The organism is Vibrio crassostreae (assembly GCF_024347415.1).
Classification (GTDB): Bacteria; Pseudomonadota; Gammaproteobacteria; order Enterobacterales; family Vibrionaceae; genus Vibrio; species Vibrio crassostreae.
In genome coordinates, this window is record NZ_AP025477.1 from 1464144 (window position 1) to 1489244 (window position 25101).

A 25101-nucleotide genomic window follows, 5' to 3' on the forward strand; every position below is an offset into this window, starting at 1 on the left:
CCAGTGAACTTGACGCGAAGTCTAGAGGAAACTAACCTTGGCTCGTTAACAACATTAAAACCAAAAACAACAAGATTGGGACAAATGGCATTAATTAGTGAGACCATCGAGTTTGATGCAGACAGCTTACCCGCGCCTGTCATTGGCATTGCCGCAGAGCTAGGCAAACATGACTCGGGCATACATCACCACGTTAAGGGGCAACTTCTGTATGCTCCGCAAGGCTGCATCACCTTGACCTTAGAGAACGCCCTTTGCATTTTACCGCCGACCAAAGCCGTGTGGATCCCACCCTATACCAAGCATCGAGCGCAAATGACCAATGTGGTTGCCTATCGCTCGCTCTATTTCGATAGCAGTATTTACTCCTGCCCGGAGGCCATTGAGATAGTAGAAGTGAATGAGCTTCTGAAGGCGCTGATCAATAAGATGGCTTTCTGGGATTGGAACATTGCAAAAGAACAAACCACCAACACCGCCAACCTATTCTGGGAAGAATTTTACAACGCCAATCAGCATTCGTTTATCTTGCCGCTACCCACAGATCGCCGCTTTAAAAGCTTTTGTAAGCAAGTTCGAACCACCTCTTTTCTCGCCCCCGCCCTCTCGACATTAGCGAACTCAGTTGGCGCAAGCACCAAAACGATTACCCGATTATTCAAAGCAGAAACAGGCATGACCTATCAAGAATGGCGACAACAGTGGCGCTTGTTTAAAGCGATTGAACTGCTATCAGAGAACCGACAAGTCGGCGATGTGGCGCACCAATTAGAGTTTTCATCCAACAGCGCGTTTATTGCTTTTTTCAAACAACAAACCGGACAAACGCCACTGGCTTTTACCAAGTTGGGGGCGTGATTGTTGTTTAAGATTTACCGACATTTGGGCTGTTCACTGAGACAAAAAAACCAGAACATATGTTCTGGTTTTTAAAAGTATTTTAAAGCGAGATGCCGTTGTTACTTAGTGTAGAAAGCGCGTTTCAATGCCATCTCTAAACCACGAACTTCAGCCAAGCCTTTCAGTCGACCAATCGCTGAATAACCTGGATTAGTGGTTTTCTTCAAGTCATCCAACATTTGATGACCGTGGTCTGGACGCATTGGAATTAAACGGTGATCGCCCACTTCTGCACGACGATTCTCTTCATCCAAGATAGCCATTACAACGTTATACATATCCACATCACCATCTAGGTGCGCCGCTTCGTGGAATGTCATTGGGTTGCTCTCTTCACGCTTAGTAGAACGCAGGTGCGTAAAGTAGATTCGGTCACCGTGCTTTTTGATCATGTTAACCAAGTCATTGTCGCCACGCACACCGTATGACCCTGTACACATCGTCAAACCGTTCATTTTACTCGGCACATGTTCGGTCAACCAATCGATATCTTCGATCGTTGAAACGATACGAGGCAAGCCTAGAATTGGACGCGGTGGATCGTCTGGGTGAACCGCCATCTTCAAACCGCTCGCATCACAGATAGGCATCAGCTCCGCAAGGAAGTAAGACATGTGCTCACGTAATTTATCTTTGTCGATGCCCGCATAGCGATCTAGCTGTGCTTGAAAGGCTTCAAGCGTATAGCCTTCTTCTGCACCCGGCAGACCCGCGATGATGTTGTTGGTCAGCTGTTGGATTTGTTCTGGAGTCATATTGTTGAAGTAATCCAACGCCTGTACCTGCTCTGACTCTGAATAGTCCGATTCTGCACCCGGACGCTTCAAAATATGCAGCTCAAATGCCGCAAACGCTATTTGGTCAAAACGCAGTGCGCGAGAGCCATCTGGCATTTCAAATTCTAAATCAGTACGTGTCCAGTCCAGCACTGGCATGAAGTTATAACAAACCGTATCAATGCCACACTCTGCAAGGTTAGCCAGAGTTTGCTTATAGTTATCAATCCACTGCTGGTAGTTACCAGTTTGAGTTTTGATCTCTTCGTGCACCGGCACACTTTCTACTACCGACCACGTTAAGCCTTTCTCTTCGATAATGGCTTTGCGCTTCAGGATTTCTTCTTTTGTCCAAACTTCACCATTTGGAATATGGTGCAGTGCATTCACAATACCAGTTGCGCCCGCTTGACGAATGTCATCTAGCGAAACTTGATCATTAGGGCCGTACCAACGCCACGTTTGTTCCATGAGACTTACCTTTCTTTAAGACGCACTTAGCCGGCTCGAATTAATCAAGCTAAATGCAATAACGACTTCTTAATGGCTGCAATGAAAATTACTGCCCGAGATAGCACCGGTCTACGCCGGTCTAAAGACGATGACTTATTTACAACCTAGTGAATGAATCAGCTTCCCAAAGAGTCTTGAAGCTGAATTCAACGTTAGCTTTCAGAACTAACTTTCAGTGCTCAGCAGCACCACTGGGTTTGAGCTAAATAAGTAACCATCAAAGTTTGGGTCATCAATGTCTGACAGCGCTAATAAACGCTGTTTAACATTCTCAAGGTGTTGCCACATTGCATTCTTAGCAGCGACAGGGTCTTTGCGCTGTAAGGCGGCGAGGATACGAGCGTGATCATCTAACCATTCTTCACGGTAATCTTGACCACTGATGTGAGAGTGGAGTTTATTCCACATTGGACTCTTTTCGCGTCGATCCCAGGATTGTTTCAACATATCTACCAATACAGAGTTTTGAGTGGCCTCTGCAATACACATGTGAAATCTTTCATCTCCGCTGCAATCGGTAGTGCCGCTTGCAAGCTCTTCGCGCTCGAGTTCGAGTGCAGAGCGCATCTTAATAATGTCGCCCGGAGTGACCTGAGTTGCCGCAAACTCCGCGATATTACTTTCCAGTAATTGGCGGGCCTGCAGCATCTCGAATGGACCAGCGTCATCGCTGACCACATTCTCGCGAGAATGAGTTGGAATGTTCAGGACATAAACACCCGACCCTTTTTTCACCTCAACCAAGTTTTCAAGCTCCAGCATGATGATTGCTTCACGCACTACCGTGCGACTGACGTCTAAACGTTCAGCAATATCGCGTTCTGGTGGCAACCTATCTCCGACCTTATACAGACCTTCAATCAGTTCTCTTCTTAGTACTAACCCTATCTCCTGATAAGGTCTTTTCGGCTCGAAAGGCATCATGATGATATTGTCACTTCTTTCCATTGTATTTCTCTCGCCATCATAATGACCAAATATAATTGGTCAACCTCTATATCCTAAAATGCAGTAACACCTTGTTTTTGTATTACTATTTTTTCTATATTTGCTAGTTATTCAACAGCCTGAATGCGGTCAATCAATGCGCTCAATTCTGGGTCCGCTTTATCTAGCGCGTCATACATAGGTTGAACCGCTAGTGCGAACGCAGCCTTGTCTGGTTCCACAAAAGTCACGCCCATTTTCTCGGCTTTAGCACGCTCTTTTGCTTCCGATTCAGCCCACAATTTTTTCATCAATTCAGATGAATCACTTGCCGCTTTCATTAGCGCATCTTGTTGTTCTGTAGTCAGTTTATCGTATGCTTTGGTTGAGATAACCAACACATCCGGAACCATCGTGTGCTCATCTAAGCTGAAGTATTTAGACACTTCACTGTGACGGCTCAAGCTGAATGAAGGAATGTTATTTTCAGCCGCATCCACCACACCTTGCTGCAGTGCTGTGTACAACTCACCGTAAGCTAGTGGCGTTGGGTTACCGCCTAACGCTTTCACCATCGCAATTGCTGATGGGCTTGGTTGAACACGAACTTTCAAACCTTTCAGATCTTCTGGCGTGTTAATTGGCTTATTGGTATAGAAGCTACGCGCACCAGCGTCGTAGTAAGTAACACCAATAAAGCCGCTATCACGAGAAGAGTTAAGAATGTCACGGCCTACTTCACCATCAGTCACACTGTAGTAGTGTGCTTGATCGCGGAATAAGTAAGGCATGTTGAATGATGAATAAGCAGGAGAAAAAGCTTCTAGCTCAGCAGCATTACTTTTCACCATATCTAAAGCGCCGTTCTGCATGAGCTCCATAGATTCACGCTGTGTACCCAATTGAGCATCAGGGTAAATACGAATACGCACCTCACCGTCAGTCAATTCACGTACTTCTTTCGCCATAAACGTCATCGCTTCATGTACTGCATGGTCACGAGGGTGGTTATGGCTCAGTTTCAGTGTTGTCGCTGCATAAGCAGAAGCTGTTGCTCCAAAAGTGAAAGCAGCACCGACAACCGCACTAATCAAAGTTTTACGCGTCATCATCATTCTTATTCTCCGTGGATTGGTTATCCAAAATGTAGGGTGTTTTTTGTTATGGGCTCATATTGGGGTTCAAAAAAGGAACCGTCAAAGCTGAAATTAAAATTGATTGACCAATATCACAATAAAAACCCATAAATTGGTCAACCAAAATCATTTGTGAAGTTGCTCACGCCAACCAAAAAATGAATAGCTTATGATTCAGCCAGATTTTTGAACATCCCATCCCTACATAGAAACAGTTTCTTACATTGGTAAACCAATTGTTATGAGATACGCAATTTTGTTGAAAGGAAATAAACATGAATAAATTGGTCAGTTACATAAATAGAGGGTTGGCCGCCTTTACAGTGTCTCTATCGTCTTTCTTAGTACTGTGTGTGATATGGCAGGTTTTATCCCGCTATGTTATTGGCAAGCCAAGTACTGTTACCGACGAGCTCGCGCGTTATCTCTTTATGTGGGTAGCCTTAATTGGTGCTGCTTACACTACGGGTCTGAAACGCCACCTTGCCATCGACCTGCTTACGATGAAGCTGACTGGCAAACGCAAATTAATCAACGAAATCGTTATCCAAATAGCCATCGCCTCTTTCTCTTATATCGTTCTGGTACACGGTGGAAGCCAACTTGCAGCTAAAACACTTGCGATGGGACAACTGACTCCCGCTCTAGGTTTAGAAATGGGCTACATCTACTTCTGCTTACCGATTAGTGGCGCTTTGATGATTTTTTACTCCGTCGTATTTACCTACGAACGCGTTAAACAATTAATGTCAGGTGACGATTTGATCACCGACTCACAACTTGATTGATAGAAGGATTTCACAATGGAATGGCAAGTAATACTGACCTTATTCGGTAGTTTCGCTGTACTGCTTACAATCGGTGTACCGGTCTCTTTTGCGATTGGTTTATCGTCACTAGCAACCATCTTAATGAGCTTACCGCTTGAGCCTGCAATCGCTGTAGTTGCTCAACGTATGGCCGCTGGCCTTGATAACTTTGCACTATTGGCAATCCCGTTCTTCATTTTGGCGGGCAACATCATGAACCAAGGCGGCATCGCGCTGCGTCTGATCAACTTCGCGAAAGTGTTAGGTGGTCGTCTACCGGGTTCATTGGCACACGTAAACGTGATGGCAAACATGATGTTTGGTTCTATCTCAGGCTCAGCGGTTGCATCGGCGGCTGCAGTTGGTGGCACCATGTCTCCTCTGCAAAAGAAAGATGGCTACGACGAAAACTTCTCTGCTGCAGTAAACATTACTTCGTGTCCTACTGGTCTATTGATTCCGCCAAGTAATACGCTGATCGTTTTCTCATTGGTTTCGGGTGGTACTTCAATTGCGGCGCTGTTCTTAGCGGGCTACATCCCAGGTATTTTGATGGGGTTAAGTATCATGATTGTGGCGGGTATCATTGCGAAACGTCGCGGTTACCCAGTGGCAGCGCGTCCTTCATTATCAATGGTTTGGGATACCTTCTTAAAAGCGGCACCTTCTTTAGCACTGATCGGCATCATCATGGGCGGCATCATTGGCGGTATCTTTACTGCAACTGAGGCTTCTGCAATTGCTGTGGTATACACCTTCGTTCTCGCGGTACTTGTCTACCGTGAAGTGAAATGGGGTGATATTCCAAAGATCATCCTTGAGTCTGCAGTAACAACATCTATCGTTCTATTACTTGTTGGCGCATCAATGGGGATGTCTTGGGCAATGGCGAACGCCGATGTGCCTTACATGATTGCTGATGCATTATTGGCGGTTTCTGATAACCCGCTAATGATTCTACTGATTATCAACGTGATTCTGCTGATTGTGGGTATCTTCATGGATATGACACCAGCGGTACTGATCTTCACACCAATCTTCCTACCAATCGCGCTAGACCTAGGCATCGACCCTGTGCACTTCGGCATCATGATGACCTTCAACCTAGCTATCGGTATCTGTACGCCGCCAGTGGGTAGTGCTCTATTCATCGGTTGCTCGGTTGCCAACATTGCCATCGACAAAGTCATCAAACCTTTGTTGCCATTCTATGCTGCGCTGATTGCAGCCCTAATGGCCGTTACTTTTATCCCAGAGCTGAGCTTGTTCCTACCTGAATTAGTACTGGGCTACGGTTCGTAATTAGGTCGCAGATACATTCTAAGACTGCTAAACACTCAAACGCTTTATCAAATAATAAAATCCCGCTGGTTCGCTGGCGGGAAAAGGAACTGAATAATGAAGACTGTTGCTAACTCTACGCTGCCAAACACTGTATTACGACCTGACTACGACCGTTCAACACTCCAGAGCCGTATCGTGCACCTTGGTTTTGGTGCCTTTCATCGTGCGCACCAAGCGCTGTTCACCAATGAAATGCTCAGCAAGAGCAACACTGATTGGGGCATTTGTGAAATAAACCTATTCGGCGGCGAAGACTTGATTGAATCACTTCGCGCGCAAGACCACCTTTACACCGTTGCTGAAAAAGGCGCTGAGTCCACAGACGTGAAAGTGATCGGTTCAGTGACCGAATCTCTTCATCCAAGCTTAGACGGCATCGAAACCGTATTAGAAAAAATGGCTGAGCCTCAAGTGGCTATCGTTTCTATGACCATCACAGAGAAAGGCTACTGCGCTGATCCAGCGACAGGAAAGCTCGACAAAAATAACCCATTAGTCATCGCTGACCTAGCTAACCCAAGCGAACCTAAATCAGCATTAGGTTACATTGTCCAAGCCCTCAAAATTCGACGAGAACGTGGCTTAACACCATTCACGGTCATGTCTTGCGATAACGTGCAAGAAAACGGTCATGTAGCAAAAGCAGCGATCATTGAGTTTGCTCAACTGCTTGACCCAGAATTACGTGATTGGATTGAAACCAATGTCACTTTCCCATGCACCATGGTTGACCGCATCGTACCTGCAGCAACAGAAGAAACACTAACAGAAATTGCAGAACTGCTAGGTTGTGAAGACCCATGTGGCATCGCCTGTGAACCCTTCCGCCAATGGGTAATTGAAGATAATTTTGTTGCGGGTCGTCCAGACTGGAATGTTGCTGGTGCAGAGTTCGTAGAAGATGTAGTGCCTTACGAAGAAATGAAACTGCGCATGCTCAATGGCAGTCACTCTTTCCTTGCTTACCTTGGATATCTTGGTGGCTACGACCATATTTCCGACACCATGACAGATGCAGGCTACCGAAAAGCCGCTTTTGACATGATGATGAAATCACAAGCACCTTCGCTAACGATGCCTGAAGGGACTGATTTGGAAGGTTACGCGACCTTGCTGATCAACCGCTTCACCAACCCAAGCTTGAAACATAAAACCTGGCAAATCGCGATGGATGGCAGCCAGAAGATCCCTCAACGTATGGGTGGCAGCTTACGATTCCATTTAGAGCAAGGCTCAGATTTCTCGTGGCTTGCAACCGCCATCGCTGGCTGGATGCGTTATGTATCTGGCATTGATGAGCAAGGCAATGAGATCGATGTGCGCGACCCAATGGTAGATACACTTCGCCAGATCTGCGACCAGCATGGGCTCAATGTTTCCGTAGTTCCGGCATTGCTTGCTGTTGAAGCGATTTTCCCTGCCGAGCTAGGCCAAAACCCGCAAGTCATAGATACGGTAAGTTCAGCGTACCAATCATTAATTGAACACGGTGCCGTTGCTACCGTGGCTGCGTTATAAGGAGTACAAACAATGAAGAATTTCTTATGTGAAGACTTTTTACTGTCGAATGAGACTGCACGCCGTTTGTACCATAAACACGCAAGCCACCAGCCGATTTATGACTATCACTGCCACCTAAACCCGGCAGAAGTGGCTCAAGATCGTCAGTTCGAAAACATGTCTAAGATTTGGCTTGAAGGTGACCACTATAAGTGGCGTGGCATGCGTTCAGCGGGGATTGATGAACGTCTGATTACTGGAGGTGCTAGCGATTATGATAAGTTCATGGCATGGGCTAGAACCGTCCCTCAAACCTTAGGTAACCCACTCTACCACTGGACTCATTTAGAACTACGCCGCCCATTTGGTATTACTGGCACTCTATTTGGCCCAGAGACAGCCGACCAAATTTGGCATGAAGGCAACGAGCTATTAGCGACACCTGAATTTAGTGCTCGTGGCATCATGAAGCAAATGAATGTGGTGATGGCAGGTACGACAGACGATCCGGTTGATTCTCTTGAACACCATAAAACGATCGCTCAAGACAGTTCATTTGATGTGAAGGTTCTACCAAGCTGGCGCCCAGATAAAGCGTTCAAAATTGAACTTGATGGCTTTGCTGATTACCTACAAAAATTAAGCATGGTTGCTGACGTTGAAATCACTCGCTTCCATCATCTATTGAGTGCCTTAGACAGCCGCCTAGCGCATTTCAACGACCATGGTTGCCGTGCAGCAGACCATGGTATCGAAGTGGTTCGCTACGCGCCGATTCCATCAGAATCCGATTTAGATGATCTGTTAGCTCGACGCCTCAATGGCGAAACGCTCACCGATTTAGAATGTGCACAGTTCTCAACAGCGGTTCAAGTGTGGTTAGGCAAGCGTTACGCTGCAATGGGTTGGGTAATGCAGCTTCATATTGGTGCTCAGCGCAATAACAACACGCGTATGTTCCAACTGTTAGGCGCTGATGCAGGGTTTGACTCGATTAGCGACAAGACGTTTGCATTCGAATTAGCTCACCTATTAGACGAGATGGATCAAAGCAATGAGTTACCTCGCACCATCCTTTACTGCTTAAACCCTCGCGATAACGAGATGATGGCAACCATGATTGGTAACTTCCAAGGTGGCGGCATCGCGGGCAAAGTTCAGTTTGGTTCTGGTTGGTGGTTCAACGATCAGAAAGACGGCATGCAACGCCAAATGGAGCAACTTTCTCAGCTTGGTCTGCTTAGCCAGTTTGTCGGAATGCTGACTGACTCTCGCAGCTTCTTGTCTTACACACGCCACGAATACTTCCGCAGAATTCTGTGTGACATGCTTGGTCGTTGGGCTGAAAACGGCGAGGTGCCAAACGACATGTCACTGCTTGGCCCTATGGTCGAAGACATCTGCTTTGGTAACGCAAAACGCTACTTCGAAGAGAGGGCGTAACCCATGAAACATATCGCCATCATTGGTGAGTGCATGATCGAGCTTAACGGCAAACCGTTCGGCTCAATGCATCAAACGTTTGGCGGAGACACTCTCAATGCTGCGGTTTATTTAAGCCGCGGCTGTGAAGCCAACCTAAATCAAGATGACATCAAAGTGTCCTACGTCACGGCTTTAGGCGCAGACCCGATTAGCAAGGGAATGTTAGAGCGCTGGCAACAAGAAGGGGTATCGACGGACCTAGTTCTACAAGACAACCAACGTACGCCAGGCCTATACCTAATTCAGCTTGATGACGCAGGTGAACGTACCTTCCTGTATTGGAGAAATCAGTCGGCTGCACGCTACCTACTGCAGCACCCAGATTTCAATCAGATAAAGCAGGCACTGCGCAATGTCGATATGGTCTTTCTCAGCGGTATCACATTAGCGATTCTGCCTGAACAAGATCGTATCGAGCTATTAAACATCTTGGTTGAGTTGAAAACACAAGGTGTTGAGATCGCCTTCGATAGTAACTTCCGCCCTGCACTTTGGCCACAAGACGAAAACCAAACCGTCAAAAATAGCTACCAAGCCATGTATACATTGACAGATTTAGCCTTGGTTACATTCGATGATGAACAGTTAATTTGGGGAGATACTTCACCTGAACAAACCATTGAACGTCTAACTTCACTGGGTGTTAAACGATGCATCGTCAAATTGGGTGCAGATGGTTGTCTCATTCAAGATGCCACAATTCAAAGTGACATAAATTCAGATTCTGGTACCGCTTCGGCTCCACGGGCGGTGCCGACCCTACCTGTTGAACACGTCGTTGATACGACCTCAGCAGGAGACTCATTCAATGGCGGATTTTTATCTGCTTACCTAGCAGGCGAAGACTTAATTACGTCATGCCAGCGCGGTAACACCATGGCAGGCGTCGTTATCCAACATCGTGGTGCCATTATTGCAAAAGAACTAACTCAAGCGGCCATCACAGCCATTTAAGGAATACCAATGTCTAACATCAAACAACAACTGAAAACACTGAAAGTTATCCCTGTGATCGCTATCGACAACGCTGAAGACATCATCCCTCTGGGAAAAGTGTTAGCTGAAAATGGTTTACCTGCAGCAGAGATTACGTTCCGCTCTGAGGCTGCAGTGGAAGCTATTCGTCTACTTCGTGAATCACAACCTGAGATGTTGATCGGCGCCGGCACTGTGCTCAATCGTGAGCAAGCTATCGCGGCTAAAGAAGCGGGCGCAACGTTTGTGGTCTCTCCAGGCTTTAATCCAAATACTGTCCGAGCTTGTCAGGAGGTTGGTATTGATATCATTCCTGGGGTCAACAACCCAAGCACAGTAGAGGCTGCTCTAGAAATGGGACTAACCACATTGAAGTTTTTCCCAGCTGAAGCATCGGGTGGCATCAACATGGTTAAGTCACTTCTTGCGCCTTACACGGATATTGAGATCATGCCGACAGGTGGCATTAACCCAAATAACATTAAAGACTACCTAGCGATACCTCGAGTACTCGCATGTGGTGGTACTTGGATGGTGGATAAGAAGCTGATTGAAGAAGGTAATTGGGAAGAGCTGGCTCATTTAACTCGTGAAGCTGTTGCTATAGTGAATCGATAATCACATTCATCTAACAATAATAAGCTTTACGTAGTCAATTAAAGCAATAACCAGCCCTCTAATTAGAGGGCTGAATTTTTGTTCATAAACTTAAATTGACTGATGGAACGAGTATGGAAAACGTCATAGCACAAGGTATTGGTGGAATTGCATTCCTAGTTGGCGTGATGGCCTTTTGGCAAAAAGACGACATGCGATTTCGTTATCAGATGATGATGTTCTGTCTGATCATGGGAATTCACTTCACCTTAATGGGAGCTACAGTTGCTGCCATTGGCGTGATGATAAACGCACTTCGTAGTTATGCTTCCATCAAAACTCAATCACGCAAAGTGATGTGGTTTTTCATTGGTTTAATGTGGGTAATGACATTACCTAACATCACACACTTCTTTGAATTCATAACCGTTTTAGGTTCTTCAGTTGCCACTTGGGCCTTGTTTACCAAACAAGGTGTAACACTGAGATCCTTTATTCTGTTCAACTCACTGTGTTGGATTAGTCACAATATTTGGCTTGGTTCTATCGGCGGATCTTTGGTCGAAGGCGCATTTATTGCCACCAATCTATTCACAATCTACCGTTTACACCAACGCAGGTTGTTAATTGAAAATAGGACATAATCACTGGAATAAAATCTATGATTTAAACCTAGAACTAATTAATTCATTGCAGTTTAAAGACCAAGAAGGCCAACGTTCTCACGTTGGCCTTCTTTTATCTGCTATTTGTCGTAATCAGGAGTTAATCAATCAACACCAATGAATCTAAAATCCCTTTGCCGCTGTGGATCCCGCCTTCGTTTTCGCTGGCTGGCTTACTGCGGATTAAGTAGCCAGCATAACCGTCCAGTTCGGTTACTGGTTCACCTTTGAAGTAAGCGGTGAATAGGCCGACCTCGCTGACTAGATCTGTTACAAGTGTTTGCTGGGTGTCACGCACTGCAATAGTCGGTACGTCACGTTCATGAGGGTACAAGCGCTGCATCAGTGCCCACGCGTCGTACTCTTCTGGCTCAAGTTGGCTCAGCTGTTCACTGATATCGTCACCAAAGACGCAGTGGCCACCGCCCTCTCCTTGGTTTTTCAGCACCCATTCTTGCTTATCAGCTTGTGTATTAAACCATTCAATTGCTTCACTGCCGATGGGCTTCATGTCAGCTAATACACTCTTGACCAGTTCGGCTTCTTGTAACGTTAAACCCCAACGTGCGTATTCTGATGCAGGCATCATGGTCAGCAACATTTGCATGGTTTTACTGGTCGCTAATTGCTGGCTGATGGTCGCGTTCATTGCGACATGGTGTTGCTCCATAAACAAGCGAGTCTGACTTAGCGTGTGGCAACAAACCGATTCGTTGAGTTCTGGAGCCCAGTAATCTGAATACTGATAGCCAGCTCTTAGGTACACCACATCGACAACGCCGACATCTTTCAATAACAAGCGTTGATTATCGCCCGATGAAAGCTGGCAGCTCAATTGTTCAAAGGTACGACGAACCGTGCGAATGCCCTGTTTTTGCAGCTCAACTTCAAGCAAATGTTGGTCATATACGTTGTCTTCGTTCTTCTGCACCACCATCAAGAAAACCGGTTTATCTTGCTCGTTGAAGTCGGCTTTTACTTGCCTTGCAGCATTAGCGATACCATAAGCCAACTGGGTTAAACCTTGGTTTTCAGCCGGTGTTGCTGACGGGTCTTCCAACCAATTGTTATAAACGTTTGCCCATTGGTTTTGCATGAACGAGTGGAACTCTGTAGCGCGTTGACCAAACGGGGCCATCCCTGCCGCAATGCCATTAAACTCAATCACTTTTGCACCGTGTCGGCGATCGTCCATAAAATCAGTACGCATCAACAACAAAGGTTGTCGAGCTGGATTCAAGCGCTCATCGGCACTGCCATGAGCCTGTTGATGAAGCTCCATCAAGCGACCAAAAAACGGATCGGCTTTCGCCATATCGCTCAATGATGACTGTAAAAAGTCATGGTCTTCCGAAACATTGTTGATGAGCTTGGTGATAAGCGGTGTCACCCTCAACAGGTGTTCAAATACCTTACGCTCAATACTCATTGGAGCAAGGCTAAAAGGGCAATGTCTCGCGGTATTGTCAGACTGACGAAAAGCGACACCGTGCATAATGGCCCACTCACAAGCATCTTCAATGACTTGTTGCGGAATCGATGGCATTGGATTCATTTAGATATCTCATTCTTGGCGGGCATTTGGCACCCGTAGTAAGACGATGCTCATTCGAAAAAGACGAAATAAATTTTAAAAAAGTTATTTCGCCGTTTTGATCATCGTAGCTCGCAGTTTACAGCTGAGGTTCTTGGGTCTTATTGACGATTAGGTCGCGAAGCCATTTGTGACTTGGTTCAGAGTCAAAATAACGATGCCAAAGCAAAAACAAACCACCGGGAACCAACTCAATGGGAATCGGTTTCATCACCAGTTCGCCACTCTCAATATAGTCACAAACCGAGTTGTACGGATAACACATTAACAAATCGCTTTGCTTGCACAGCTTTACTGCGCTGGTGATGTCCGACACGTTGGCGGCTTTGTTAATTTGAAGCTGTTTGGCTTGCAAGATCTCCAGAAGCAACCAGTCGCCAACGCCACCAGTGACTAACTGAATATGACGGTATTTAAGGAAGGCTTGCAGGTTCCAATCTTCCTGAAGCACCGGGTGATCATTACGCATCAAACACACAGAGTAATCTTGCAGCAATTCGACATGGTTTAACTCAGCAGGGATATTTTGAATGTGAGTACTCGCTCTTTCATCGAGCTCAAAAATTCCAATCCCAAAATCGACCTCACGCTTTAGTAGGCGCTTAAAGGTTTCGCTACTCCAAGTAGTACTGTTTACCGTAATGTTCGGCGCATCTGCCAACGCGTTAGGCATAAATTTAGGGTAGATCGCGGTATAAGCGGTTTCAACAAGATCGATATTAAAAGTGCGCTCGCTGTCTTTCGGCTCAAAAATGTCCGGCACGGTTAGCTGTTCAACTTGCAAAAGGATCTGATGAATCTTAGGCGCTAAAGAAGTAGCTTTCGGGGTTGGAAACAGACCTTTAGATTCGCGCTCAAATAGCGGGTCATCAAACAAAGTTCGCAGCTTGGTGAGTTGCTTACTCACCGCGGACTGACTAAGGAATAATCGCTCTGCTGTTTTGCTCACACTGCGCTCTTCAAGCAAAACGTGTAAACACAGCAGTAAATTCATATCACATTTGAGTAAACTCTTAACATCTACCATGATATTCCTTAGATTCAGATTAATGATGACTTTATGTCACTTTAAATCATATCACAAACTTGTTAATTTAAGCCCATGTAACCTATGAGTTAATAACTCAAAAAATAATAGACCTAAGGAATACTCATGAATTTTCTAGCACTCCCTAAGATTGATCTGCACTGCCACCTTGACGGAAGTGTTCGTCCAGACACCATTATTGATTTGGCGAAACAGTACGGAATCGAACTGCCTGAAGATCGCGATGCGGTTGTTCAATCTCTAACTGTGCCAGAAGATTGTAAAAACCTAGATGAGTATTTGGCTTGTTTCAGCCTGCCGCTACAAGTGATGCAGACTGAGGAAGCAATTGAGCGTATCTCTTTTGAGCTTTACGAAGACGCTGCACTAGAAAACGTTAAGTACCTAGAAGTTCGTTTTGCACCGATTCTTCACGTAAACAAGGGCTTGTCTCTTGATGCGATCATCGCAAGTGCGGTGAAAGGCATGAAACGTGCGGAAGAGAAGTACGACATCAAAGGCAACTACATCATGTCTGTACTGCGTATGTTCCCGAAAGATTCAATCAAAGATGTTATCGACGCTGGTAAACCATACCTTGGTAAAGGTGTAGTTGCGTTTGATATCGCAGGTGGTGAAAAGCCGGGCTTCTGTGCTGAGTTCCCTGAATACACGCAATACGCGATCGAGCAAGGTTACCGTGTGACGGTTCATGCTGGTGAGCAATGGCATGGTCAGAACGTTTACGATGCAGTAACACTGCTTGACGCTGAACGTATCGGCCACGGTGTTCACATCCAAGGTAACGAAGACGCATACAACATCGTTAAAGAGAAGCAAGTTGCGCTTGAAACTTGCCCAACAAGTAACGTTCAAACTAAGTGTATTCACAAATTCGGCGACCACCCAATTGCTGAATTCAAAAAAGACGGCATCGTTGTAACGATCAACACAGATAACCGCACTGTGTCGAACACAACCATGACCAACGAAGTGAAACGTGTGTGTGAAACGTTCGGTCTAACAAAAGAAGATTACGCAGAGATCTACAAGTACTCTGTCGAAAGCGCTTTTGCTTCAGACGAGGTAAAACAGCACCTAATGGGTTTCGTGGAGCAAATCTAATTTGCCACCAAAGTAAGTCTTTTGCTGAATAGCTGGGCTCACTTAACGTCAGAGCTTAACGGTACAAAATAGGAAGAGAAAGGCTGAGGCTTTTCTCTTTTTTTATGTCCAAAAATCGCTAATCTTGCAGTATTCGTCATTTAGACCGAGACTCTCGGAAAGTAGGCAAGCATGAGTAATACAAACGATAAAACTGAACTAGAAAAGATGCTATCTGGGCAAGTGTATGATGGTGCAGACCAAGAAATTGATACTATGCGTTCCAATGCCAGAAAAGCGCTAATGGCTTTCAACAACCATCAAGACCCAGACCAGCAACACACATTGCAAGAGCAACTATTTGGGAAGGTCGGGAGTAGCAGCTTAATCCAGCCCCCTTTTCATTGTGAGTTTGGCAAAACCATCGAGATTGGCGACGACACCTTCATTAATATGAACGTAGTAATGCTAGACGGTGCGAGAATCAAAGTCGGCAAAAATGTTTTAATTGGACCAAGCGTTCAATTCTATACGCCATCACACTCCCTTGATTATCGTAGCCGCCGTAAATGGGAAACCTTCTGTTTACCCATAACAATCGAAGATGATGTGTGGGTTGGTGGCAACTCAGTGATCAACCAAGGTGTAACGATTGGCGCTCGCTCGGTTATCGCAGCGAACTCAGTAGTCAACAATGATGTACCACCAGATTGCCTATACGGTGGTACGCCGGCAAAATTGATTAGATATTTGAATACTGAACAGCCAACTGACGACAGCAAGTAAACGCGAACTAAAAGTAAATGACAAAAGAGGTGATATTTTTAATTAAACATCACCTCTTTTTTGATTAGTTTACCGTGTCTCTTCTATCGAATGGGCTTCGTTCCATGGCTTTTTCATACTCACTTTTCGGGCCACTCAAATACGTAGTTTTGACGAATTTTTCCCAATCATAAAACAGCGATTCTATTGGCTGATCGGTAAGCAGTGAGGGGTCACCATTGCTCTTAATAAGATCAACAAACGCCCCTTCTCCCCATGAACGTTCAATAAACTCACCGACCGTATACCCAAGCTCATAAACCGCCGAGCTACTGTTCGGCTTATTGTATAAGTCCTGAACAAGCCCATCAAAGCGGCCTTTGATGGCGCTCCTGTTATTCATGTGGAACCAATAATCTTCAGATTTATAGATGGCTACGGCTTCCCACAACCAACGAGGGTTGTTCGCGAAATTGGGGTTGATTTGAAGTGTCAGTAAATGCACAAATTCATGCAATGCCGTTCGTTGGATTTCACCACCAAAATAAAGTAGCCTGATTTCATTACTCTTAGGCTCGATGTAGCCTGTAGAAAACGCATATCGCTGTCCAATGCTACGCTCTTGCTCATCTAAGTACGCCTTTTGGCTTTGCCATACTCTCACCGTTATGACCGGTATTGAGTCCAGGCCGAAGCTCTTCATCAAAGGCGCCTGTTTAAGTAATAGCTCGTTATAAATACTGGGAATTATCGCAGGTGAAGTTCCATCATAAAGGACAAACTTGAACTGTCCTTTATCTGATTCATAGCAACTATCACATGCTTGCTCACCGCGAATTTGAAGCACGAAAGCCACGACTAAAACCAGCGCCGACATAGTCAAAAACAAGAATGTAACGATAGACTTAGGTGGGTATCTTTTCATTTTCTACATCCTCAAATTTAACTCATTCGCCAAGGTGTCAATCTATTAAATTAACGCCAAGCGCCTGCAAGCTGTTTTCACACTGAGCGGCATCGGTAAACTGAATACCAGCCATGCCTACAGCCTTTGCCCCTTCAACGTTATAGGGCATATCATCGATGAAGACGGTTTCTGAAGCTTCAAGCCCATTATTAGATAACAGCGCTTGGTAGATTTCAGGTTGTGGCTTAAGCATGCCCAATTCAGCAGATACTGCCGCACCACCAAACAACACCCAAAACTGATAGGTATTTTTTAAATATTCAACAATCTCGACCACATTGTCAGTAAGCGCGTACACACCATAGCCCGATCGCTTTACTCGCTCGATGAGTTCAACTGAACCGTACAGTAAGATCTGCGTTTGCTTAACGTAATAGAACAGGCGATCGCACTCTAACGGGGACAAGTCGAGTTCTTGTTGATAACGAAGCTTGGCCTCACTTTCGGTCAAGAACCCTTTGTTCAAATCCACCCAAATCGTACTTTGAAAAATAGAACGAGATCGAGACTCCAATTCTTCAGTATCACCAAAAGTAAGCCGGGCAATTTCCAGAGGTGCCCAACGCACAATGACATTGCCTACATCAAACACCACATTTTTGATTTCATTAGAACTCATACACACTCCCGTTATCACCATGTCATTGATGAAAAAGCGACACAAAGTGCCGCACATCAAGATTCATAGCGAACGTTTATAAATTAAAAGCCTTGGGTAGAATATACAATCAATAGAGTACAAAAAAGGCCATCATTACGACGGCCTTCTCAATATCAATAAACTAAGAAATAACTAACACAAATCGGCTTCTGAAGAGAATATGGTTGGTGCTTTAGAAGCGCTATACGCCTATACCTTTATTGATCTTTTTCCATTGAAGTGGTGTTATTCCGTTCGCTCGCTTAAACGCTCTTATAAATTGTGAGGCATCTGCGTATCCCAAGTGAAGCGCAATATCTGAGATCGAATAGTCTTGAATAGTCATAACGCGCTTAGCGAACTTAAAAGACAGGGCCATCTAAAAGCACTCACCAACTTAAGACATGAAAACTTAGCCATGTAGCTCGCAACTCAGAAATCTCAAGCACTCGAAGTACGTCCTATTGGATGTGCTTTTTTCCTGCCTGCTTACAGGTGATCTTATTCTTCGTCCTATCAAGCCAAGAGAGAAAGGTGAGATACCAAGTAAATTAAAGATCGAGTAATAAATAGGACAAATATATAGGAAGTTTAAGAAATAACTATATAATATGATTACGCTTCAATAATTACACTCCCCATTTAACTAACCTCCTTACTCCTTATAACAATATTTTCACTGGTCACCTCCTCAATAAAATACCAGTCAATCACGAATACTTTGTGATATCAATCTAGACTAAATTCCCAAGTACAACTTATTGATACTGCCCACCCAACAAATTAATCTCTCGTAAGAAAATTTTTACTAAAAACCACCATTAACTTAATTTTACGCATCAAAACAATTATACTCCCCCCATACTGATAATGAGTTAAACGTTAGTAACATTGAGTAAAACTTGTTCAATAAACAACAAGTAAAATTCTCAAATTTGCAAAACTCAACTCATAGTTAATATTGAAAATATTTGGAACCAAAATCACAAGAGTAGGATTCTCTTGAATTTATTATCAAGGATACTGACGAAAATAGAACAGGCATTGTTAGATGAATAATTCTGCAACGTATTTACTTGCTGCTTTACGAGAAAAAATCAAAGAGAAAGGGATTTGTTATTCCGATCTCTCTGCCGGGATGGGAATTCCTCTCTCAACCATTAAAAGACAACTACACAACACGTCTTTAGGGCTGGATAAAATACTCTCGTACGCAACTCATTTAGATACTGACTTAGTAGAATTATCTATGCGAGGCAAACAGTTACAGCAAGAGAACGAACAGTTTATTACGGATATAAATAGTGAAATATTCCATCAATATCCGTACTTGTTTGATTTTTTGTATCTATTGCGACGAAAAAAATGGTCACCACAAGATATTGCCAATAAATATCAACTGAGTCATACGTCAGTCGCCATATATTTTCGAGCATTAGAAATGATGGACTACGTTGAATTAAAAGGCGAAGACCAATACCGCTTCAAAGATCAAGGCCGTTTTATTTTTGAAGAAGGATCTAAGCTTGATACGTTGTTTGCTAAGCGCTTTAGAGATGAAGTATTCAGCCATGACGTGCGCCCTCCGATCTGTATAGGACGCATTGCTATTACTGAAGAACAAGAAGAGAAGCTGGCTAACGAAGTGTACAACAAACTGATTGAATTTGATGTACAAAACAAGAATGGAGAAGGCAGTGAACGACTCAGAAATGTGTTAATGACCTACACTCCAGGCAATCAGATATTTCTTTCTGATACGATCCCAAATATTGACGGTGAATTATTAAAATCCATATCGATGGCAAACGAATAATGATTAACACGCACTAATAATAATTTATATTTGATTGATAAGGAATCTAGTCGTAATCCATCAAGGCACAATATTATTCAATAATTAATAACTTGTTATTTAAACAAGTTGAATAAAGAAAGAATAGACGCAAATAGCGCTCTTTTCTCATACCAATAAGTGAAATAAATAAGGTTGAATCTTCTTCACGAAACTCGGCAGGGCATGTCTCGACCTTTTTTCGCCTGATCAGATTCAAAAATCAATAAAGAAGGATATAACATGCAGTTTAAAACGTCTTTATGTGCGATTGCTGTCGGGGTTGCTCTAACACTAAGCGGGTGCAACAGTAGTGATAATAGCTCGAATGTGGATGCTCCACTTAAAGCAACCGAATTCCACAACACCATCGATCGTGCAGGTGTACCTGTGGCATTGCGTGATTTACACGGCGGTCACCTGCGCTACATTCCAATGTTCGATAACGGCTCATGGCATGGCCACACGTTAGACACCAAAGGTGGTGAAATCACACTAGGTGGTACAGCGCTATTGACCGAAGAATACGTATCATTCATGGCTGCACGTTTCGACCGTTTGACTCTGGCTGTCGACGGCCAGCCAATGCCGCTAGAATTGACAAACGCATACTCACAACCAGGTGCGTTGATTCAAACGTATACAGGCAAGAACGGTATCGAAGCCGAGCTAGAAATGCGTTTTGTGACTAATCGTACTTCTCTTGTAAAAACCACCATCAAAAACCCCAATAAGCTAGATATTCAAGGTGAATGGGATGGTGAGTTGATGCAAAACTATCGTGCGGATGATGGCACGGCATACAAGAATGAAGACAGCACAGTCCGTAGTGTTGAAGAAGCTTACCCAACTTACTCCCGTGAAATTACAGCGACAGACAGTGGTGTAGAAGTCTCTTTTGGCGCAGTTCGTGATTCATGGTCATTGTTGACATCTGGCGATTCAAAGTTCGAAGTGACGCGTTCTATCAAACCAGAAACTTCTACCATCAATGATGACAAGAAAGGTTTCGTGCAAACGGCCTCTCTAGGTGATGGCGAAGAGATCACGTTATACACGGCTTACACTCACGTTCAAAACACCAAAGAACAAGCGTCTGAGTTTGCAAAACTAGATAAAGTAATGGCCGATCCAAAAGGTTACATGCACGATTCAGCAATGCGTTGGGAAGAGTACCTAGAAAACGGTCTCACCAACGATGCGGCTTCAAAAGAGCATGAGTTCGTTGCAGTAAAAGCAATGGAAACATTGAACGCGAACTGGCGTGGTGCTGCGGGGGCGATTGACCACGACACGGTAACCCCTTCCGTTACTGCTCCTTACTTCTCGGGCAACATGACATGGCCGTGGGATACATGGAAGCAAGCTTACGCAATGTCACACTTCAACCCAGATGTAGCGATGGAAAACATTCGTACTGTATTCCAATACCAAGTGCAGTCTGATGATCCAGTCCGTCCTTGGGATGAAGGCTACCTACTTGATGTCGTGACTTACAACCTACCAGCAGAACGTTGGGAAGGCATGTCTACGGAATACAAAAAAGTCTTCCCTCAAGCAACCGATGGCCTGAACTGGAATGAACGAAATACCAAACCATCACTAGCAGCATGGGCGGTATGGGAGGTTTATACGGCACTGAAAGACGAACATAATCGTCCAGAGGAAGCGCAAAAGTGGTTAGAAGAAATGTATCCGAAGCTAGTGGCATTCCACGATTGGTGGTTACGCGCTCGTGATACCAACAAGAACGGAATACCGGAATATGGCGCAGCGAAAGATCCAATCCATACCGTTTTCGAAGATGATGTGAATAACGGTTCTTGGGGACCAGACGCGTCTGTAGACGACATGAAGTTCCAATATAAAGACGAAGCGAATGGCGATACGTGGATCAAAGAAACGAGTATCGAGAAGTACAATGAATTGCTGACTTCTGGTGATTACACAGCAATGAGTATCCCAGCGAAAGTCGCAGCCGGTTGGGAATCCGGTCGTGATAACGCTGGTGTGTTTGGCTTTATCGACACTATCGATAACCTACAAGGATTAACTGAACAACCGACTCAAGAAAAAGCGGAAGTGATAGACCAAATGGGTCGTTACGCTCATGACACTAATGGTTTCGACAATACGTATGACATCGCTATGGACACAGACGGTTCAGTGGTGACTTACCTCGATGATTCAGTTGAGAACATGAACAAGCTGGCTCAGGCGAAGAAAGATTGGGAGGTGAAGTTCAACGAGAACACAGACGATTCAAACAACTTATCAGGTTATTCACTGATGCAAGAGTCGGTAGACCAAGCATCTTACTGGTACTCAGATAACCTATACCTATCGCAAATCGCCGACGTACTGGGTAAAGCAGACAAAGCGGCCGAGTTTGCAGAAAAAGCAGCGGACACCAAAGAGTACATCAACCGCTGTATGTACGATGAGTCAACGGGCTTCTATTATGATATCGAAGTCGTGCCAAATGGATTACCTAACCAATGTGCAGGTCCGGTACTGGTAAAGCGCGGTATGGGGCCTGAAGGTTGGTCACCGCTATTCAACAACGCAGCGACACAAGAACACGCGGATAAAGTCGTAGAGAACATGCTAAATACCAGCAAGTTTAACTCACCTAAGATTCCGCTAGGTACGGCATCAATGGACAACCCAGCTTACGGCCCTGACATTTACTGGCGTGGTCGCGTGTGGCTGGATCAATTCTACTTTGGTGTACGCGGTATGGACAACTATGGATACGGTGTGGAAGCGCGTCAAATGGTCGACAAGTTATTCCAAAATGCGCAAGGCCTAACAGAAGCTACCCCGATTCAGGAAAACTACAACCCAGAAACGGGTGAGGTTCAGGGTGCGAATAACTTCTCTTGGAGTGCAGCGCATCTTTACATGTTGTACAACGGTTTTGTAGGCAAATAGCAGCCATACTCATTAGATATTAGGCGTTGCAGATGCCCCCCCTAGCATCTGCAACCGCTTAAACCTCTTCAAGTTAGGTTCAAAAGTCACAGTGAATGCTGTGGCTTTTTTATTATCTGCTTGCATGTAACCTCGCCTTCACGCTTATCTAATCAAGAAAGAGAATAAAGTCCCCCCCCAGAAGTAACCCTCTAATTCGCCCTCCAAAACACCCTATTTCCCATCATCTAATTGGCCTTCTATGTTAGAATTACCGGCTAGCTCGGAATGCGCTGAGTATCTGATTTAGTTAACTATAATTTAATCACCATGAGTGCTTTTTTAAGTTTTTAGAATGAAAAAATATGAATTAGTTGTTCAAGATATTGTGAGCAAAATTTGCCAAAACAGTATCAGCCATAAGCTTCCTGCTGAAAGAGAACTGTCTGAAATATATGGATTATCTCGTTTCACGATTCGTAAAGCACTAGCCAAGCTAGAGGCTATTGGCATGGTGAAATCTAAAGTGGGTTCTGGTTACTTCGTCAACACTTCTCTCATTGGTACACCACTGGTGTACAACTCCATCACTGAAAACAGTTTTGAAGAGATCTCTTATAAAAAACTCCAGCTGAATAAAGCGCTACCCGATAACCACGAACAGCAGATTTTTTCTTTAGACGACAATGACTACATTTGGAAAATTAGACGGCTTCGATTGATTAACAACAAAGTAGTTCAGATTGAAGAAGCCAAGATCCCTGTCAGTGTCTTCCCAGAGATGAATGCCGAGATCATTGAAAGCTCAATCCAGAAGCATGCGCTAGCGAAAGGTCTTCAGATCGATAGCTACTTAACAACGTACCAAGCGATCAACGTATCTAAGGAAGATGCAGAGTTGCTCGGCTGCAAAAAAAATGCGGCAGCGATGAATATCACCAACCGAGGTTTCTTAGCATCGGGGGAACTGTTCATCGTCAGTAATATCATCGACATCAACTACCAATGCACCTACCACACGCCTTTTAACAGTGAGAGCATGAGCTTCCGAGATAAGAAGTAACCTTTAAATTCGATTTAATATGGTTAATTTTTATAGATATAAGTTAATTACGCTATAGATTAGCCACTAATACTATTTCACATCTAGTATCATTAATTTAGTGATACTAGAAATATAATTTTTGATAATACGTAATATCTGGTAAATATATTAAATAAAAAAATGGCCGCTATCTGCGGCCATTTTAGTTAACTCAATGAGTTATGGAGTGTGAATCGCGCCATCAGGAAGGCGACTTTGAGTCCACTCGTGGGGGCGATACATAACAGGGAACTCGGCTGCAACCTCTCGGTCGATTTCAACACCAATACCTGCGATTTCTGACGCGTATAAGTAGCCATTAATTGGCTCTGCAGCGTTCGGGAATACCTTGTTCGTATTCTCGTTGTACTCGACATGTTCTTGAATGGCGGCATTGTGTAAATGCACATTCAAATGCGTGTTTACCGCTGCGCCAATTGGCGTCATATCTGGTGGGCAATGCCATGCAATACGAACACCGAAGTTCTGACATAGATGACCTAGTTTCAGAGCTGGCGTAATACCACCGATTTGTGAAACATGACAACGGATGAAGTCGATTCGACGATTCGCGATTAGAGACTTCCACTCTTCAGGGTTATTAAATAACTCACCTAAGCCCAATGATACTGAGCTCTGGCTACGAATATTGTCTAGCCACTCTGTTTGATTTGGCGGCAGAATATCTTCAATAAAGTAAGGCTTATATTGCTCGACTTCTTTGGCAAATTGTATCGCTTGGTTCGGGAATAGGCGCTCATGAACATCATGAAGAATATGGAATTGGTTACCATATTTCTCTCTCAGCGACTTAAACATCGTTAGAGTATTGTCCATGTACTGATCTTGGTCGTAATACGAGCCTTCAGTCGGGTTTTGAGTGGTATGCAAATCGGTTGGAACGCCGCCATAGAAACCAAGCTGACAACGAATGTGCTTGTAGCCTTTGTCTAGGAAAGATTCCACCAGCTCATAAATACCTTCCATTGTGTCGCTAGTCGCGTGTGTGTATACAGGAATAGCATCACGAGACTTCCCACCAAATAACTGGTGTAACGGCATACCCGCCAATTTGGCTTTAATATCCCACAGTGCCATATCAACACCGGAAATTGCATTATTGATAACAGGGCCATTTCGCCAATAAGCGTTGACCATCATCATTTGCCATAAGTCTTCAATATTGTTGGCATTTTTACCAATAAGAATAGGTTTTAAATATTCATCGACCATTGTTTTTACAGCAAGCGGTCTTTGTTGGAATGTCGCACAGCCAAAGCCAGTCACACCTTCATTCGTTTCCACGACAACGGTAATGAGATTGTGCCTGTCTGGTTTAGTAATAATACAATGGATATCAGATATAATAGTTTCTTTCACAATTAAATAACCTAAACTTAAGTCAACTCCTATTATCTAACCGCTTTAAAAATCACATTTCAAGCGCTAATTTTCGCCTAAAAATAATTGGTACGTTAAGTGTTTTTTTTTGATAAACAAAACATACCAATTGGCCAAAAACGCTGAAAAATTAATTTTTCAGATT

General features: G+C 44.3%; 21 protein-coding genes and 1 pseudogene. 13 read left to right on the top strand and 9 right to left on the bottom strand.

What is annotated here, in order from left to right:
- Window positions 1-84 precede the first annotated feature (84 nt).
- The gene (locus OC193_RS22255) at window positions 85-858 is read left to right on the top strand and encodes an AraC family transcriptional regulator (protein WP_048662499.1); all 774 of its coding nucleotides are present in this window, start codon (window positions 85-87) and stop codon (window positions 856-858) included.
- A gap of 101 nt (window positions 859-959) precedes the next feature.
- Here OC193_RS22255 and uxuA read toward each other — a convergent pair whose 3' ends face one another.
- The 3 genes from uxuA to OC193_RS22270 form a co-directional block, all read right to left on the bottom strand.
- On the bottom strand, window positions 960-2147 hold the full coding sequence (gene uxuA, locus OC193_RS22260; protein WP_048662500.1) for a mannonate dehydratase: 1188 nt from the start codon (window positions 2145-2147) through the stop codon (window positions 960-962).
- Between the two features lie 207 nt (window positions 2148-2354).
- Entirely contained in the window at window positions 2355-3137 is a 783-nt protein-coding gene (locus OC193_RS22265) for an FCD domain-containing protein (protein ID WP_048660902.1), read from the bottom strand.
- A 107-nt stretch (window positions 3138-3244) separates the two neighbouring features.
- A complete protein-coding gene (locus OC193_RS22270; RefSeq protein ID WP_048610341.1) occupies window positions 3245-4228 on the bottom strand; it encodes a TRAP transporter substrate-binding protein in 984 nt (327 codons plus the stop codon).
- Window positions 4229-4527: 299 nt separating this feature from the next.
- Here OC193_RS22270 and OC193_RS22275 point away from each other — a divergent pair, with 299 nt between their 5' ends.
- The 7 genes from OC193_RS22275 to OC193_RS22305 all read left to right on the top strand — a co-directional run bounded on the left by OC193_RS22275 (window position 4528) and on the right by OC193_RS22305 (window position 11606).
- The gene (locus tag OC193_RS22275; protein ID WP_048609952.1) at window positions 4528-5040 is read left to right on the top strand and encodes a TRAP transporter small permease; all 513 of its coding nucleotides are present in this window, start codon (window positions 4528-4530) and stop codon (window positions 5038-5040) included.
- A 15-nt stretch (window positions 5041-5055) separates the two neighbouring features.
- Window positions 5056-6363, top strand: a complete 1308-nt coding sequence (locus OC193_RS22280; protein ID WP_048660901.1) for a TRAP transporter large permease — start codon at window positions 5056-5058, stop codon at window positions 6361-6363.
- Between the two features lie 96 nt (window positions 6364-6459).
- Entirely contained in the window at window positions 6460-7923 is a 1464-nt protein-coding gene (locus tag OC193_RS22285; RefSeq protein WP_048660900.1) for a fructuronate reductase, read from the top strand.
- 12 nt (window positions 7924-7935) lie between these two features.
- Window positions 7936-9348 (top strand): glucuronate isomerase, encoded by a 1413-nt coding sequence (uxaC, locus tag OC193_RS22290; RefSeq protein ID WP_048662501.1) that lies wholly within the window; start codon window positions 7936-7938, stop codon window positions 9346-9348.
- Between the two features lie 3 nt (window positions 9349-9351).
- The gene (locus OC193_RS22295) at window positions 9352-10344 is read left to right on the top strand and encodes a sugar kinase (protein WP_048662502.1); all 993 of its coding nucleotides are present in this window, start codon (window positions 9352-9354) and stop codon (window positions 10342-10344) included.
- A gap of 9 nt (window positions 10345-10353) precedes the next feature.
- Entirely contained in the window at window positions 10354-10983 is a 630-nt protein-coding gene (locus OC193_RS22300; protein ID WP_048660897.1) for a bifunctional 4-hydroxy-2-oxoglutarate aldolase/2-dehydro-3-deoxy-phosphogluconate aldolase, read from the top strand.
- Window positions 10984-11096: 113 nt separating this feature from the next.
- On the top strand, window positions 11097-11606 hold the full coding sequence (locus OC193_RS22305; RefSeq protein WP_048662503.1) for a YgjV family protein: 510 nt from the start codon (window positions 11097-11099) through the stop codon (window positions 11604-11606).
- Between the two features lie 121 nt (window positions 11607-11727).
- On the opposite strand, the gene OC193_RS22310 is transcribed toward OC193_RS22305, so the two are convergent.
- Together OC193_RS22310 and OC193_RS22315 are read right to left on the bottom strand one after the other, a co-directional pair.
- Complete coding sequence (locus OC193_RS22310; protein ID WP_048662504.1) at window positions 11728-13182, bottom strand: glutathione synthase; 1455 nt, start codon at window positions 13180-13182, stop codon at window positions 11728-11730.
- 118 nt (window positions 13183-13300) lie between these two features.
- Window positions 13301-14248, bottom strand: coding sequence for a LysR family transcriptional regulator (locus OC193_RS22315; RefSeq protein ID WP_048662505.1), 948 nt, complete (start codon window positions 14246-14248; stop codon window positions 13301-13303).
- 126 nt (window positions 14249-14374) lie between these two features.
- On the opposite strand from OC193_RS22315, the gene add reads away from it, so the two are divergent.
- Both add and OC193_RS22325 read left to right on the top strand, forming a co-directional pair.
- On the top strand, window positions 14375-15373 hold the full coding sequence (add, locus tag OC193_RS22320) for an adenosine deaminase (protein WP_048662506.1): 999 nt from the start codon (window positions 14375-14377) through the stop codon (window positions 15371-15373).
- Window positions 15374-15544: 171 nt separating this feature from the next.
- Window positions 15545-16138 (top strand): sugar O-acetyltransferase, encoded by a 594-nt coding sequence (locus OC193_RS22325; protein WP_048609964.1) that lies wholly within the window; start codon window positions 15545-15547, stop codon window positions 16136-16138.
- Window positions 16139-16202: 64 nt separating this feature from the next.
- Here OC193_RS22325 and OC193_RS22330 read toward each other — a convergent pair whose 3' ends face one another.
- From OC193_RS22330 to OC193_RS22340, 3 genes and pseudogenes are all read right to left on the bottom strand, one after another.
- Complete coding sequence (locus OC193_RS22330; RefSeq protein ID WP_048662507.1) at window positions 16203-17042, bottom strand: hypothetical protein; 840 nt, start codon at window positions 17040-17042, stop codon at window positions 16203-16205.
- Window positions 17043-17079: 37 nt separating this feature from the next.
- Window positions 17080-17703 (bottom strand): HAD family hydrolase, encoded by a 624-nt coding sequence (locus tag OC193_RS22335; RefSeq protein ID WP_048662508.1) that lies wholly within the window; start codon window positions 17701-17703, stop codon window positions 17080-17082.
- A 223-nt stretch (window positions 17704-17926) separates the two neighbouring features.
- Window positions 17927-18097, bottom strand: a pseudogene (locus tag OC193_RS22340) (helix-turn-helix domain-containing protein); the annotation flags it as partial.
- Between the two features lie 678 nt (window positions 18098-18775).
- On the opposite strand from OC193_RS22340, the gene OC193_RS22345 reads away from it, so the two are divergent.
- From OC193_RS22345 to OC193_RS22355, 3 genes are all read left to right on the top strand, one after another.
- Entirely contained in the window at window positions 18776-19540 is a 765-nt protein-coding gene (locus tag OC193_RS22345) for a transcriptional regulator (protein WP_048660889.1), read from the top strand.
- A 261-nt stretch (window positions 19541-19801) separates the two neighbouring features.
- Complete coding sequence (gene ygjK / locus OC193_RS22350; protein ID WP_048662509.1) at window positions 19802-22492, top strand: alpha-glucosidase; 2691 nt, start codon at window positions 19802-19804, stop codon at window positions 22490-22492.
- Window positions 22493-22826: 334 nt separating this feature from the next.
- Window positions 22827-23534: a GntR family transcriptional regulator gene (locus OC193_RS22355; RefSeq protein ID WP_048662510.1), complete on the top strand. Its 708-nt coding sequence runs from the start codon at window positions 22827-22829 to the stop codon at window positions 23532-23534.
- A gap of 201 nt (window positions 23535-23735) precedes the next feature.
- Here the strand turns inward: OC193_RS22355 and OC193_RS22360 are convergent, their stop codons facing one another.
- On the bottom strand, window positions 23736-24935 hold the full coding sequence (locus OC193_RS22360; protein WP_048662511.1) for an enolase C-terminal domain-like protein: 1200 nt from the start codon (window positions 24933-24935) through the stop codon (window positions 23736-23738).
- Window positions 24936-25101: the final 166 nt, after the last annotated feature.